Consider the following 14,131-nt stretch of genomic DNA (forward strand, 5'->3'; position numbering starts at 1 on the left):
CCGGCGCGGCTTGGCCTCGGTGGTCGCCGTGGTCTCGGGGGTCTCCGTCTCGGCCGTCTCCGGTGCGGCGGCGGCCTTCTTGCGGGTGGTGCGGCGCGGCTTGGCCTCCGTGCCTTCGGCGGTGTCCACGGCGGCCTCGGCGGCAGCAGTGGCCTTCCGCGTGCGGCGCGGCTTGATCGCCGGGGCGGCTTCCTCCGTGACCTCGGGCGCTGCGACGGCCGTCTCGACGGCCGGCTCGGCCGTCTTGCGGGTACGGCGGCGCGGCTTGGCCTCGGTGGCCTCGGCGGTGTCGACAGCGGCCTCGGCGGCAGCGGCCGCGGACTTGCGCGTGCGGCGCCGGGGGGCAGCCGTCTCGGCCACCGGGGCCTCGGCCACCGGGGCCTCGGACGTGACGACCGGCGCAGCCGCGGCCTCGGTCACCTCGGTCGCCGGCGCCTCGGCCACGGGGGCCTCGGCCGACTTGCGGGTGCGGCGACGGCGCGGCTTGTCCGGGGTGTCCAGGACGGCCGGGCCCTCCGCGGTGTCGACGGCGGCCTCAGGGGTCGCGGTCGTCGCGGTCGCCGTGACCGAGGCGGCCTCGGCCGACGCTCCGCCGCGCGTACGGCGACGGCGGCGCGGGGTGCGGGTCGCCTGGGACTCCTCCGCGGTGCCCGACTCGGCGAGGGGCGCCGAGGCGTTCGCGGCCGGGGAGTCGGCCAGCGGAGTACCGCCGCGGGTGCGGCGACGGCGTCGCGGCGTACGGGACGAATGCTCGGTCGCCTCGGACTCGGCGCGGCCACCACGGCCACCCCGGTCGTTCCGGTCGCCACGGCCGCCCCGGCCGCGCGCACCGCGTCCGCCGGTCTCGCCCAGGTCCTCGAGCTCCTCGGCGTCCAGACCCGCACGGGTCCGCTCCGAGCGCGGCAGGGTGCCCTTCGTGCCCGCGGGGATGCCGAGGTCGGAGAACAGGTGCGGGGACGACGAGTACGTCTCCACCGGGTCGTTGAAGTCCAGCTCCAGCGCCTTGTTGATCAGCTGCCAGCGCGGGATGTCGTCCCAGTCGACGAACGTGATCGCCGTACCCTTGGCGCCCGCGCGGCCCGTACGGCCGACCCGGTGCAGGTACGTCTTCTCGTCCTCGGGGGACTGGTAGTTGATGACGTGCGTGACGCCCTCGACGTCGATGCCGCGTGCGGCGACGTCGGTGCACACGAGGACGTCGACCTTGCCGTTGCGGAAGGCGCGCAGCGCCTGCTCGCGGGCGCCCTGGCCGAGGTCGCCGTGGACCGCGCCGGAGGCGAACCCGCGGCGCTGGAGCTGCTCGGCGATGTCGGCGGCGGTGCGCTTGGTGCGGCAGAAGATCATCGCCAGCCCGCGGCCCTCGGCCTGCAGGATGCGGGCGACCATCTCCGGCTTGTCCATGTTGTGCGCGCGGTAGACGAACTGCTTGATGTTCGCGACCGTCGCGCCCTCGTCGTCCGGCGCCGTGGCGCGGATGTGCGTGGGCCGGGACATGTAGCGGCGCGCGAGGCCGATGACCGCGCCCGGCATGGTGGCCGAGAACAGCATGGTCTGGCGCTTGGCCGGCAGCATGTCGATGATCTTCTCGACGTCGGGCAGGAAGCCCAGGTCGAGCATCTCGTCGGCCTCGTCGAGGACGAGCGACTTGACGTGCTTGAGATTCAGCTTCTTCTGGCCCGCGAGGTCGAGCAGTCGGCCCGGGGTGCCGACGACCACGTCGACACCCTTCTTCAGGGCCTCGACCTGGGGCTCGTAGGCCCGGCCGCCGTAGATCGCCAGCACGCGCACGTTACGGACCTTGCCGGCCGTCAGCAGGTCGTTGGTGACCTGCGTGCACAGCTCGCGCGTGGGGACGACGACGAGCGCCTGCGGCGCGTCGGTGAGGTCCTCGGGGGTGGCGCGTCCGGCCTCGACGTCGGCGGGGACGGTGACGCGCTCCAGGAGGGGGAGACCGAAGCCCAGCGTCTTGCCGGTGCCGGTCTTGGCCTGGCCGATGACGTCCGTGCCCGAGAGGGCGACGGGGAGGGTCATCTCCTGGATGGGGAAGGGGTTGATGATGCCGACGGCCTCCAGGGCCTCGGCGGTCTCGGGAAGGATTCCGAGTTCACGAAACGTCGTAGTCAGGGTCATGCCTCTTCTGTGTGCGCGGTGCGAGGCGAGCGCGGGGAGTCATGTCTGACCGTGCCAGGGACGTCGGCTGCCGTACGGGCGAACCACAGGGGCAAGCCGTATGACACGGGAACCTCTGCCGACGCTCTAGCGCTCGAACCGCTGAGGGGTCCCTCCGGTCGTCGTACGTACAGTGCAGTACGGCCACGGAGGGCTGTCGGGTCGGAGCCGATCGGGCCACCGACCGGGCATCCTCATGCGTGCGCCCTGTCGGGAGACGTCGAACACCGTCGACGCACTCTGGCAGGCGCATTACCACCATACCCCGGATTCGCGCACACGTGATGGCCGATTTGGTCACGTAGTCGTCGTCACAGTGCTCGGGCGTGACCTTCCGAGGGGCGGCGAGCGGGCTATTGTGCGCCTCATGACTAGCTCTGACAAGGCTGAGAACGCGTCCGCCACCCCCGCCGAACCCACCGGTGTCGCCGCCCAGGACTGGGCGCAGGCCTCCGCGGACCCGCACTACCGTGCCGCGGTCGTGGATCTGCTCGGCGCGCTCGCGTACGGCGAACTGGCCGCGTTCGAGCGGCTCGCGGAGGACGCCAAGCTGGCGCCGACCCTCGCGGACAAGGCGGAGCTGGCGAAGATGGCCTCGGCCGAGTTCCACCACTTCGAGCGGCTGCGGGACCGGCTCACCGAGGTCGGTGAGGAGCCGACCGCGGCGATGGAGCCGTTCGTCGCCGCGCTGGACGGCTTCCACAAGCAGACGGCGCCCTCGGACTGGCTGGAGGGCCTGGTCAAGGCGTACGTCGGCGACTCGATCGCGAGCGACTTCTACCGGGAGGTCGCCGCCCGCCTGGACGCCGACACGCGTGAGCTCGTCCTCGCCGTGCTGGACGACACCGGGCACGCCGAGTTCGCGGTGGAGAAGGTGCGCGCGGCCATCGACGCCGACCCGCGCGTGGGCGGCCGGCTGGCGCTGTGGGCGCGGCGGCTGATGGGCGAGGCGCTCTCGCAGTCGCAGCGGGTTGTCGCCGACAGGGATGCGCTGTCGACGATGCTCGTGGGCGGCGTCGCCGACGGGTTCGATCTCGCCGAGGTCGGCCGGATGTTCTCGCGGATCACCGAGGCGCACACGAAGCGGATGGCCGCGCTGGGCCTCGCGGCCTGAGAGCCGGTGCGCTCTGCAGGGGGTGGTTTCGGTCGATTTCGCGGCTGCCGGTGCGTTGTGGCTGATCGCGCGGTTCCCCGCGCCCCCGGGGAGTCTCCCCGGGCCTCGCCGGAAGCGTAGGTGGCTACGCCGTCGCTGATCGGCGGCGCAGGCGGGCCGTCGGGCGCAGGAGCAGGGAGAGGGAGGCCGCCGAGACGATCGCGGCGCCCAGCAGGGTCAGCAGGATGCTGGCGGAGCCCAGCGCGCTGTGGGTGACGAAGTCACCGAAGAGGGCTCCGGCGACGCCCGTCGAGAACACCAGGGGACGGGCGGGCAGCCGGTGCGAGAGCCGGCGGGTCGCCACCCACGCGAGGATCAGACCGAGCACGGCGGATCCGAGCGTCTCCAGGATCATGTCGGTGTTCCCTCCCAAGGCTGCCAGTGCATCGCGGTCGTAGGCCGTCATACCCGTGACCTGCGGAGTGCAATCCTCCGCTGTGGACGGGTTGTGCGTCTTGTGTGTGCGTGCGTCCCGCGTGCGGTGCGCACGCGGGACATCACGTGGGACATGCGGAGGGGGCCCGGCGGCACACTGGCCGCCGGGCCCCCTCCGTTCTGTCTGCTGCGGTCCTACAGCGTGCCGAAGCCCACCTTGCGGATGGTCGGCTCGCCGATCTCCACGTACGCCAGACGGTCCGCCGGGACCAGCACCTTGCGGCCCTTCTCGTCCTCGAGGCTCAGCAGGTGCGACTTTCCGGCCAGTGCCTCGGCCACCAGGCGCTCGACCTCCTCGACGCTCTGACCGCTCTCCAGAACGATCTCGCGGGGCGCGTGCTGCACGCCGATCTTGACCTCCACGGCTATGTCCCTCCGACGGTCAGTGATGTGCGCGATCTTCCGCGCCGTACGCAGCACACATTAGCCCGGTGAGGGGACGTACACGCTGTGGGCCGGAACGCCAACAGCGAACAGTCCCCGGGAACAAACGGGCGTCAGTGGTTGTCGGTGCCGTGCAACGGGAAGCCGGCGATGCCCCGCCAGGCCAGCGAGGTCAGCAGTTGCACCGCCTGGTCGCGCGGCACGCTGCGGTCGCTGTGCAGCCAGGAGCGGGCCACCACCTGGGCGAGGCCGCCGAGGCCGGAGGCGAGCAGCATCGACTCCGCGCGCGGGAGACCGGTGTCCTCCGAGATGACCTCGCAGATCGCCTCGGCGCACTCGTTGGTCACCTTGTCGACGCGCTCACGCACCGCGGGCTCGTTCGTCAGGTCCGATTCGAAGACCAGACGGAAGGCGCCGCCGTCGTCCTCGACGTACGCGAAATAGGCGTCCATGGTCGCCCACACGCGCTGCTTGTTGTCCGTCGTCGAGGCCAGCGCGCCGCGCACGGCCTCGATCAGCGCCTCGCAGTGCTGGTCCAGCAGCGCGAGGTAGAGGTCGAGTTTGCCGGGAAAGTGCTGGTAGAGCACCGGCTTGCTGACGCCGGCCCGTTCGGCGATGTCGTCCATCGCGGCTGCGTGGTAGCCCTGTACGACGAATACCTCCTGGGCGGCGCCCAGCAGCTGGTTCCGTCGGGCTCGGCGCGGCAGACGGGTGCCACGCGGGCGTGCCGCCTCAGTTTGCTCGATGGCTGTCACGCCGCCTCCCAAAGTCGTCCACATGCGGTGTCGGCCGCGCGGCCATCGTACTTTTCGGTAACCGTGGTGTGCGCGGTGCGAGCGCAGAATTTCATGTACCGGACGACGACGAAAGCCGTGCACCGGGCCCGGCGCTGCGTACCGGGTGTCGCGAGAACCTGTGAGGTCAGCGGTAATCCTCCTCGTCGAGTGAGACGACACGCCTCTGCTCGACCAGGTCGGCCACGTTCCCCCGGGCCGGATCCACGCCGGTCATGGGGTCGTCGCGCTCCGGTGTGACGACGGCGTGCTGCTCGACGGAGTCGCCCTCCGGGGCCTCGACGTCGATCACCGGGGTGTCGGCCGCCTGGTCCTCGATCGCATCGGGCTCGGTGGGGTCATAGGCCATGGTGGGCTCCCTTCCTACGAACGCCCTGGATGCAGCAGGAGCCACACGCGGGTGCCCTCTGTACGAGCGTAGGAGACAGCCCATCCGGACGCCATGGCATCGGCGCCCGTTCGCCGTACGGGCCGTCCCCGCTGTTCACTCCTCCGACCGTCCTGTTCCATTTCTGTGACGGCGAACACACGAGCCACAGTGTGATCGTCTCGTAACATTGCCGCATGTCTTCGACCGAGTCGCCGTCCGTGCCGGCCGCCAGTGTGCTTCCGAGGGTGGCGCCCGTCAGGGTCGGTGAGGGCGAGCGGCTGAGGTCCGTGAGGCTGCCGGGGGTCACCCTGTCGATCCGTTCCCGGCCACCCGCGCGCGAGGGGCTTCCGGCCGCGCTGTACGTCCACGGGCTGGGCGGTTCCTCGCAGAACTGGTCCGCGCTGATGGCCGAGCTGGAGGAGGTCGTCGACGGCGAGGCGGTCGATCTGCCGGGCTTCGGCGACTCCCCGCCCCCGGACGACGGCGACTACTCCGTCACCGGACACGCGCGCGCGGTGATCCGCCATCTCGACGCCGCGGACCGTGGCCCGGTCCACCTCTTCGGCAACTCGCTCGGCGGCGCCGTCGCCACGCGCGTGGCCGCCGTACGCCCCGATCTCGTCCGCACCCTCACGCTGATCTCGCCCGCGCTGCCGGAACTGCGGATCCAGCGGACCGCGGCGCCCACGGCTCTGCTGGGCCTGCCCGGTGTGGCCACCCTGTTCGGTCGGCTCACCCGGGAGTGGACGGCCGAGCAGCGGGTGCGCGGCGTCCTGGGGCTCTGCTACGGCGACCCCGGGCAGGTCACGCCCGAGGCGTTCGGGCACGCCGTGGAGGAGTTGGAGCGGCGGTTGCAGCTCCCGTACTTCTGGGACGCGATGGCACGCTCCGCGCGCGGGATCGTCAACGCCTACACGCTGGGCGGTCAGCACGGGCTGTGGCGTCAGGCCGAGCGGGTGCTCGCGCCGACCCTGCTCGTCTACGGCGGCCGCGACCAGCTCGTCGGCTACCGCATGGCCCAGAAGGCCGCCCGTTCCTTCCGTGACTCCCGCCTGCTGTCCCTGCCCGAGGCCGGGCACGTGGCGATGATGGAATACCCGGAGGTCGTTGGCGGGGCGTTTCGTGAACTCCTCGCCGATAACGTCCCCGTCACGGGCGCGGGGAGCTGAGGGCCGACGTGGGACGCCACAGCCGCCGCGGACCGGCGGCCAAGGACGAGAACGCCGACATAGGGACCTCCGGCACCGCCGCCCAGCGCGGCGCGGTGGCCGGCGCGGCCTCCCCGCCTCCCGGCGACGCCCGGAAGCCGGGCCTGCCCGGGCAGCGGCAGGCGCCCGTGGGTGTGGGCACCGGCGACGCTCACGGCGCCGGCCACGGCGGCCCACGGACTCCCCAGGGCGCGCCGGGCTTCCCGCCGTCCATGGAGCGGACGCCCGCGCGCGGTGTGCCCCGGCTTGCGGACGGTGCGCCCGCGCAGGGCATTCCGCGGCTGCCCGACGGCACGCCGGCCCGTGGTGTGGCTCGGCTTCCGGACGGTACGCCCGCCCAGGGCATTCCGCGGCTGCCCGACGGCACGCCGGCCCGTGGTGTGCCTCGGCTTGCGGACGGCACTCCCGCTCACGGCATTCCCCGGCTTGCGGACGGTGCGCCCGCGCAGGGCACTCCCCGGCTTCCGGGCGGTGGTGTCCCGCGGGTCGGTGGTGGTTCGGCCGCTCGTGGTGGTCACCCCGAGCAACGTGAACACGGTGGTGGCTGGGGCGAGTTCGCGGGTCGGGGTGCGGGTGGTGCCGGGGCTGCCGCCGAGACGCGGCAGGGGCCGGGTGGGCCCGGCGCGGCGACCTCGTTGCCGCGGCAGCGGAAGGGCGGGCCCGGTGGATCCGGTGCCGGTCCTCGCCAGGACTACATCGAGGCGTTCGACGAGGACGCCGACGTCTTCACCCCCTCTCGCGGGACCGGTGCCGTCGGTCCGGTCGGGTCCGTCGAGGCGGAGGAGTCGCTCGGCAGCGCTGTCGAACCGGCCGTCTCGGGTGCCGGTGACGACGGGGACGACGCGTCCGCGACCCGTGTGCCCGCGCAGCGCGGTGGCGGCAAGGGGCGGGCGTTCACGGGGATCGCGGCGGCCGCGGTGACCACGGTGCTCGCGGTGGTCGTCGCGGGGCACGTCGCCCACGACCGCGCCGGGCGGGACGCGCGGGCGCAGTCCGCCACCGACGACCAGGCGCGCGACACCCGGGCCCAGGGGCAGACGACCCCGTCCGCCGCACCGACTGTCGTCCCGCTGACGTACGCGCAGAAGATGGACAAGAAGTACCCGCTCGGCGCGACGCTGCGCGCCTCGGGCAAGTTCGCCGCCGTACCGGGCTTCGACAAGGCGCCCGGCGCGGGCCGGAAGTACGCCTACCGCATCGACGTCGAGCAGGGACTCGGACTGGACGGCGCGCTGTTCGCCGAGGCCGTGCAGAAGACGCTCAACGACCCCCGCAGCTGGGCCCACGGCGGTGCCCGCACCTTCGAGCGCGTCGACAGCGACAAGGCCGACTTCGTGATCACGCTCGCCAGCCCCGGCACCACCGCCAAGTGGTGTGCCAAGTCGGGCCTGGACACCACGCAGGACAACGTCTCCTGCGACTCGGCGTCCACCGAGCGTGTGATGATCAACGCCTACCGCTGGGCCCAGGGCAGTGAGACATACGGGGACGAAATCTACGCATACCGGCAGATGCTCATCAACCACGAGGTCGGCCACCGCCTCGGTTACGGCCATGTGTCGTGCCAGAGGGACGGCGAGCTCGCGCCGGTCATGCAGCAGCAGACCAAGTTCCTCGACCACGACGGAATCCACTGCCTGCCCAACTCCTGGCCTTACCCCACCAGTTGACTGGTGCCACTCACGTCACATTGACATGAGTCGCATGTTCGTTCATATTTCTGCCCATGTGGTCCAGTCATGCCGTCTCCCCTCGCGCCGCCATCGAGCTGGCGCTGATCGGCGTGACCGCACTCTGCGTGGCCGACATCCACTGTTGCTGACGCCGCCTCCCTGGCGTTCGCGTCGCGACTCTCTCTCATTTCCGCGTCCGTGACCCTGTCGCGGTTCTTTTCGGCGACTTGACGATGTGACGACTCGATGACTCGACGCCGGGCTGACGTCTGTCCCCAGACGTCTCACTCCTTGTCTCCTTGTCTCACTCTTCGAGAATTTCTCGATCAGCTCCCCGAGAGGTCGTCATTCCCATGCGTCAAACGTCCGTCACAGCGCGCCGTGTGGCCGCGGCATCCGTCAGCCTGGTCGTGGCAGCGGGCGTCGCCGCCTGCGGCCCGAAGGACGGCGATGCCCAGGGCTCCGGTGGCGACTCCGCGCCGCACAAGGGCGGCACGCTCACGGTCCTCAACGCCAACCCGCAGCAGGACTTCGACCCCGCGCGCCTCTACACCTCCGGCGGCGGAAACGTTCCCTCGCTCGTCTTCCGCACCCTCACCACGCGCAACCGCGAGAACGGCGCGGCCGGCGCCGAGGTCGTCCCGGACCTCGCGACCGACACCGGGCGCCCCAACAAGGACGCGACCGTGTGGACGTACACCCTGAAGAAGGGGCTCACGTACGAGGACGGCACCCCGATCACCTCGGCCGACATCAAGTACGGCATCGAGCGCTCCTTCGCCCCCGAACTCTCCGGAGGCGCCCCCTACCTGCGGGACTGGCTGGTCGGCGCGGCCGACTACCAGGGCCCCTACAAGGACAAGAAGGGCCTCTCGGCGATCGAGACGCCCGACGAGCGGACCATCGTCTTCCACCTGAACAAGCCCGAGGGCGAGTTCCCCTTCCTGGCCACGCAGACGCAGTTCACCCCCGTCCCGAAGAGCAAGGACACGGGCACCAAGTACGAGGAGCACCCGGTCTCGTCCGGCCCCTACAGGGTCGTCAGCAACGAGAACGACGGCGAGCACCTCGTCCTGAAGCGCAACACCCACTGGTCCACGGACGTCGACGCCGAGCGCAAGGCCTACCCGGACACCATCGACGTACGGTCGGGGCTCGACGCGTCCGTGATCAACCAGCGGCTGTCCTCGTCCCAGGGCGCCGACGCCGCCGCCGTCACCACGGACACGAACCTCGGCCCGGCCGAACTCGCCAAGGTGACCGGCGACAAGGACCTCGCCGCGCGCGTGGGCACCGGTCACTTCGGCTACACGAACTACATCGCCTTCAACCCGAAGGTGAAGCCGTTCGACGACCCGAAGGTGCGGCAGGCGATCTCGTACGCCGTCGACCGGTCCTCCGTCGTCAACGCGGCCGGCGGTTCGGCGCTCGCCGAGCCCGCCACCACCTTCCTGCCCGACCAGAAGTCCTTCGGCTACACGCCGTACGACCTCTTCCCGGCGGGCAAGGCCGGCAACGCGGCCAAGGCCAGGCAGCTGCTGAAGGAGGCGGGCCACGGAAACGGGCTCACCGTCACCCTCACCCATTCCAACAGCAAGGATTTCGAGACCAGCCCGGAGATCGCCACCGCGCTCCAGGACGCGCTCAAGAAGGCCGGCATCACGGTCAAGCTCCAGGGTCTGGAGGAGAACGACTACTCGGACAAGATCCACAACGTCAGGACCGAGCCCGGCTTCTTCCTCGCCCACTGGGGTGCCGACTGGCCCTCCGGCGGCCCCTTCCTCGCCCCGATCTTCGATGGCCGGCAGATCGTCAAGGACGGCGCGAACTTCAACACCGGCCTGCTCGACGACAAGTCGGTCAATGACGAGATCGACGCGATCAACAAGTTGACCGACCTCGACGCGGCCGCCGAGCGGTGGGGTGCACTGGACAAGAAGATCGGCGAACAGGCCCTCGTCGTGCCGCTGTTCCACCCGGTCTACAAGCGCCTGTACGGCAAGGACGTCCGCAACGTCGTCATCAGCGACTGGACCGGCGTGCTGGACATCTCCCAGGTCGCGGTGAAGTAACCCCGTGAGCGAGGCACTTGTCGCCGTCGAGGCCGCCGGGGCGGACACGTCCGCCCCGGCGGCCTCGGGGGCCCGTCAGTTCTGGCGGCGGCTGCGGGCGCAGCGCGCCGCGCTGGTCGCCGCCGTCGTCGTCGCGCTGCTCGTCCTGGTGGCGCTCGCCGCCCCGCTGCTCACGGCGATCGAGGGCCAGGACCCGACCACCTACCACCCCTCCCTGATCGACTCCGCGCGCGGAGGCGTGCCCGTCGGGTCCTTCGGCGGCATCGGCGCCGACCACTGGCTGGGCGTCGAACCGCAGACCGGCCGCGACCTGTTCGCACGGCTGGTGTACGGCGCGCGCGTCTCGCTGGGCGCGGCCCTCGCGGCCACCCTGATCCAGGTCGTCATCGGTGTCGCGGTCGGCGTGGCCTCCGCCCTCGGCAACCGATGGGTCGATCAACTGTTGAGCCGCGCCACGGACATCATCGTCGCGCTGCCCCTGATGATCATGTCGTTGGCGCTGCTCGCGATCGTGCCGGCGAGTTTCCCGCGGCCCGTCCTGGTCACGCTGGTCATCGGCCTGATCGCCTGGGGCAACATCGCGAAGATCGTGCGCGCCCAGACCCTCGCCCTCAAGGGCCTCGACTACGTGTCCGCGGCCCGGCTCAGCGGCTGGGGCGCCTGGAGGATCGCCCGCCGCGAGCTGCTGCCCGGTCTCGCCGCACCCGTCATCACCTACGCCGCGCTGCTGGTGCCCACCAACATCTCCGCCGAGGCGGCCCTGTCCTTCCTCGGCGTCGGCGTGAAGCCGCCGACGCCCTCCTGGGGACAGATGCTCACCGCCGCGAACATCTGGTACCAGGCGGCACCCCAGTACCTGCTGCTGCCGGCCGGCGCCCTGTTCGTCACCGTCCTCGCCCTCACCGCCCTCGGCGACGGCGTGCGCACCGCCCTCGACCCCCGCGCGGCCTCCCGGCTGCGCATCGGCACCGGCCGCGGGGACAAGGGCGGCACCGGCAAGGAGAAGACCTCATGAGCGGCTTCGGTGGATTCCTGCTGCGCCGTGCCCTCGGCACGGTGATCACCCTGCTCGCCGTCTCGGTGCTCGTCTACGTCGTCTTCTACGCAACCCCCGGCAACGTCGCACAGATCACCTGCGGCCCGCGCTGCTCCCCGGAACAGGTGCACCAGGTCGCCGCGCAGCTCAAGCTCGGCGACCCGCTCTACCTGCGCTACTGGCACTTCCTGGAGGGCCTCGTCGCCGGCCAGGACTACTCGACGGGCACCGCGGTGCAGCACTGCCCGGCACCCTGCCTCGGGCTGTCGTACCAGAGCGACCAGCAGGTGCTGGACATCATCCTGACCAAGCTGCCGGTCAGCCTGTCACTCGTCGCCGGCGCGATGGTGCTCTGGCTCGTCCTCGGCGTCGGCACCGGCGTGCTGTCCGCGTGGCGGCGCGGCCGCCTCTCCGAGCGCGTGCTGACCGTCCTCACCCTCGCCGGCTGGGCCACACCCGTCTTCGTACTGGGCCTGGTCCTGATGATCGTCGTCTGCGGCCAGCTCCAGCTGCTGCCCTTCCCGGAGTACGTGGACTTCGCCGACGACCCCGAACAGTGGGCGTGGAACCTGCTGCTGCCCTGGCTGTCACTGGCCCTGATCGAGGCGGCCGCGTTCGCCCGGCTCACCCGGGCGGCGATGCTGGAGACGCTCGCCGAGGACCACATCCGCACGTTCCGCGCGTACGGCGTCTCCGAGCGCGCGATCGTCGGCCGTCACGCCCTGCGCGGGGCGCTCGCGCCCGTGATCGCGCTGAACGCCAACAACGTCGGCTCGGCCGTCGGCGGCGCGGTCCTCACCGAGACCCTGTTCGGCCTGCCCGGCATCGGCCAGGAGCTAGTGCACGCGGTGAAGGTCGTCGACCTTCCCGTGGTCGTCGGCATGGTCCTGGTCGTCGGCTTCTTCGTGGTCATCGCCAACGCCGTCGCGGACGTCCTGTACGCGGTGGCCGACCGACGGGTGGTACTCGCATGAGCCTGGTGGAAGTCACCGACCTCACCGTCGCGTTCGGTTCCGTGCGGGCCGTGGACGGACTCTCCTTCAGTCTGGAGAAGGGGGCCGCCCTGGCCCTCGTCGGCGAGTCCGGCTCCGGCAAGTCCACGGTCGCGGGCGCCCTGCTGGGCCTGCACCGGGGCACCGGAGCACAGGTGGGCGGCGCCGTCCGGGTCGCCGGCAGCGACGTGCGGCAGGCCTCGGACGAGGAGCTGCGGCGGCTGCGCGGGGCCAAGGCGGCCATGGTCTTCCAGGACCCGCTGTCCTCGCTCGACCCGTACTACGCGATCGGCGACCAGATCGCCGAGGTGTACCGCGTCCACACGCGCGCGTCACGGCGAGCGGCACGCGCGCGTGCCGTCGAAGTCCTGGACCGGGTGGGGATTCCGGACGCCGTACGGCGCTCCCGATCCCGCCCGCACGAGTTCAGCGGCGGCATGCGCCAGCGCGCCCTCATCGCCATGGCCCTCGCCTGCGAACCCGAGCTGCTGATCGCCGACGAGCCCACCACCGCCCTCGACGTGACCGTGCAGGCCCAGATCCTCGACCTGCTGCACACGCTGCGCGAGGAGACCGGCATGGGCCTCCTGCTCGTCACGCACGACGTCGGCGTCGCCGCCGAGAGCGTCGACGACGTGCTGGTCATGCGGCACGGCAGGGCCGTCGAACGCGGCCCGGTGAGCAGCGTCCTCGGGGCGCCGGAGCAGACGTACACCCGCGAACTCCTCGGCGCCGTCCCACGCGTGGACGCCCCGCGCCGCGCCCCCGCGGAGAAGTCCGCCGAGTCGGCCGTGTCGGAAGAGTCGGCCGTGTCGGAAGAGTCGGCAGAGGCGTCCGGCGAGGTCGTGCTGGAGGCGACCGGCCTGCGGCGCGTGTTCGGGCGTGGCAGGCGAGCCTTCACGGCCGTGGACGACGTCTCGCTGACCCTCCGCCGGGGCGAGACCCTGGGGATCGTGGGCGAGAGCGGCAGCGGCAAGACGACCCTGGGCCGCATGCTCGTGGGACTGCTGGAGCCGACCGCCGGCGCGATCCGCTACGAGGGGCGCCCGCACACCGGCGTGAACCCGGCCGTCCAGATGGTCTTCCAGGACCCCGTCTCCTCCCTCAACCCCCGCCGCAGCGTGGGCGAGTCCATCGCCGACCCGCTCCGCGCGCGGGGGGAGAAGGACGAGCGGCGCGTCCGGGGACGCGTGACGGAACTGCTGGAGCGCGTGGGCCTCGAAGCGGCGCACTACGACCGCTACCCGCACGAGTTCAGCGGCGGACAGCGTCAGCGCGTGGGCATCGCGCGGGCACTCGCCGCCGACCCGCGCGTCATCGTCTGCGACGAGCCGGTCTCCGCGCTCGATGTCACGACGCAGGCCCAAGTGGTCGCCCTCCTGGGGGAGTTGCAGCGCGAACTCGGCCTCGCGCTCGTGTTCGTCGCGCACGACCTCGCCGTGGTCCGCCAGGTCAGCGACCGGGTCGCGGTCATGCGCCGCGGACAGGTCGTCGAGTCCGGGCCCGCCGACGAGGTGTACGACGCCCCGCGCGATCCGTACACCAGGCAGCTCCTGGCCGCCGTACCCGCCCTGGATCCGGAGGTGGCGTCCCGGCGGCGCACGGCCCGGCGCGAGCCCGCCGAGGTGTGATGCCGCCGGGCGATCCCGCGCGGCGACGTGACGTTACGCGTACACGCGATCACCGTGTGAACTCTTAGCGCGGTCGAACGCGACCTGCACGCGAAAGTTACGACCGTTCACCCCTTTTGGTGGCGCGACGGACAACCATGCGTCAACGTGCTCAGCGCCGGGCAGGGCCCGCTGTGCCGGGCCTTCGCGGTGAGCGGCGCGGACAAGTTCACGG

The 14,131-nt window shown here is 71.6% G+C and carries 13 protein-coding genes and 1 pseudogene; 9 read left to right on the plus strand and 5 right to left on the minus strand.

All coding sequences use genetic code 11. The annotated features are described in order from the left end of the window. Positions 1-2,031 (minus strand): DEAD/DEAH box helicase (locus tag ACWD5D_RS27755; RefSeq protein WP_451375494.1); only part of this gene is annotated, 2,031 nt, incomplete at its 3' end. 505 nt (positions 2,032-2,536) lie between these two features. Between ACWD5D_RS27755 and ACWD5D_RS27760 the strand changes: the two genes are divergently transcribed. Next, entirely contained in the window at positions 2,537-3,283 is a 747-nt protein-coding gene (locus tag ACWD5D_RS27760; RefSeq protein ID WP_451375474.1) for a ferritin-like fold-containing protein, read from the plus strand. Positions 3,284-3,407: 124 nt separating this feature from the next. Here the strand turns inward: ACWD5D_RS27760 and ACWD5D_RS27765 are convergent, their stop codons facing one another. The 4 genes from ACWD5D_RS27765 to ACWD5D_RS27780 form a co-directional block, all read right to left on the minus strand. Then, the gene (locus ACWD5D_RS27765; RefSeq protein ID WP_451375495.1) at positions 3,408-3,677 is read right to left on the minus strand and encodes a hypothetical protein; all 270 of its coding nucleotides are present in this window, start codon (positions 3,675-3,677) and stop codon (positions 3,408-3,410) included. A 215-nt stretch (positions 3,678-3,892) separates the two neighbouring features. Further along, positions 3,893-4,120: a DUF3107 domain-containing protein gene (locus tag ACWD5D_RS27770; protein WP_451375475.1), complete on the minus strand. Its 228-nt coding sequence runs from the start codon at positions 4,118-4,120 to the stop codon at positions 3,893-3,895. Between the two features lie 134 nt (positions 4,121-4,254). After that, complete coding sequence (locus ACWD5D_RS27775; protein WP_451375476.1) at positions 4,255-4,896, minus strand: TetR/AcrR family transcriptional regulator; 642 nt, start codon at positions 4,894-4,896, stop codon at positions 4,255-4,257. A gap of 166 nt (positions 4,897-5,062) precedes the next feature. Further along, positions 5,063-5,284, minus strand: coding sequence for a hypothetical protein (locus ACWD5D_RS27780; protein ID WP_451375477.1), 222 nt, complete (start codon positions 5,282-5,284; stop codon positions 5,063-5,065). 215 nt (positions 5,285-5,499) lie between these two features. Between ACWD5D_RS27780 and ACWD5D_RS27785 the strand changes: the two genes are divergently transcribed. The 8 genes and pseudogenes from ACWD5D_RS27785 to ACWD5D_RS27820 all read left to right on the plus strand — a co-directional run. Next, complete coding sequence (locus tag ACWD5D_RS27785) at positions 5,500-6,474, plus strand: alpha/beta fold hydrolase (RefSeq protein WP_451375478.1); 975 nt, start codon at positions 5,500-5,502, stop codon at positions 6,472-6,474. 8 nt (positions 6,475-6,482) lie between these two features. Continuing rightward, positions 6,483-8,183, plus strand: coding sequence for a DUF3152 domain-containing protein (locus ACWD5D_RS27790; protein WP_451375479.1), 1,701 nt, complete (start codon positions 6,483-6,485; stop codon positions 8,181-8,183). A 56-nt stretch (positions 8,184-8,239) separates the two neighbouring features. Continuing rightward, entirely contained in the window at positions 8,240-8,335 is a 96-nt protein-coding gene (locus tag ACWD5D_RS27795) for an Ms4533A family Cys-rich leader peptide (protein ID WP_451375480.1), read from the plus strand. 204 nt (positions 8,336-8,539) lie between these two features. Then, on the plus strand, positions 8,540-10,258 hold the full coding sequence (locus ACWD5D_RS27800) for an ABC transporter substrate-binding protein (RefSeq protein WP_451375481.1): 1,719 nt from the start codon (positions 8,540-8,542) through the stop codon (positions 10,256-10,258). Between the two features lie 4 nt (positions 10,259-10,262). Beyond that, positions 10,263-11,273, plus strand: coding sequence for an ABC transporter permease (locus ACWD5D_RS27805; RefSeq protein WP_451375482.1), 1,011 nt, complete (start codon positions 10,263-10,265; stop codon positions 11,271-11,273). Continuing rightward, the gene (locus ACWD5D_RS27810) at positions 11,270-12,268 is read left to right on the plus strand and encodes an ABC transporter permease (RefSeq protein WP_451375483.1); all 999 of its coding nucleotides are present in this window, start codon (positions 11,270-11,272) and stop codon (positions 12,266-12,268) included. Before ACWD5D_RS27805 ends, ACWD5D_RS27810 begins: the two co-directional genes overlap by 4 nt. After that, positions 12,265-13,917, plus strand: a complete 1,653-nt coding sequence (locus ACWD5D_RS27815; protein WP_451375484.1) for a dipeptide ABC transporter ATP-binding protein — start codon at positions 12,265-12,267, stop codon at positions 13,915-13,917. Before ACWD5D_RS27810 ends, ACWD5D_RS27815 begins: the two co-directional genes overlap by 4 nt. Positions 13,918-14,046: 129 nt before the next feature. Beyond that, positions 14,047-14,131: pseudogene (locus tag ACWD5D_RS27820) on the plus strand (flavin reductase); the annotation flags it as partial.

It is taken from the genome of Streptomyces sp. NPDC002520 (assembly GCF_053595235.1).

Bases quoted from the DNA above. Each gene is read 5' to 3' on its own strand.
- ACWD5D_RS27765 (WP_451375495.1), bottom strand. From the start codon at position 3,677: ATGATCCTGGAGACGCTCGGATCCGCCGTGCTCGGTCTGATCCTCGCG.
- ACWD5D_RS27810 (WP_451375483.1), top strand. From the start codon at position 11,270: ATGAGCGGCTTCGGTGGATTCCTGCTGCGCCGTGCCCTCGGCACGGTG.
- ACWD5D_RS27815 (WP_451375484.1), top strand. From the start codon at position 12,265: ATGAGCCTGGTGGAAGTCACCGACCTCACCGTCGCGTTCGGTTCCGTG.
- ACWD5D_RS27795 (WP_451375480.1), top strand. From the start codon at position 8,240: ATGTGGTCCAGTCATGCCGTCTCCCCTCGCGCCGCCATCGAGCTGGCG.
- ACWD5D_RS27800 (WP_451375481.1), top strand. From the start codon at position 8,540: ATGCGTCAAACGTCCGTCACAGCGCGCCGTGTGGCCGCGGCATCCGTC.
- ACWD5D_RS27785 (WP_451375478.1), top strand. From the start codon at position 5,500: ATGTCTTCGACCGAGTCGCCGTCCGTGCCGGCCGCCAGTGTGCTTCCG.
- ACWD5D_RS27780 (WP_451375477.1), bottom strand. From the start codon at position 5,284: ATGGCCTATGACCCCACCGAGCCCGATGCGATCGAGGACCAGGCGGCC.
- ACWD5D_RS27760 (WP_451375474.1), top strand. From the start codon at position 2,537: ATGACTAGCTCTGACAAGGCTGAGAACGCGTCCGCCACCCCCGCCGAA.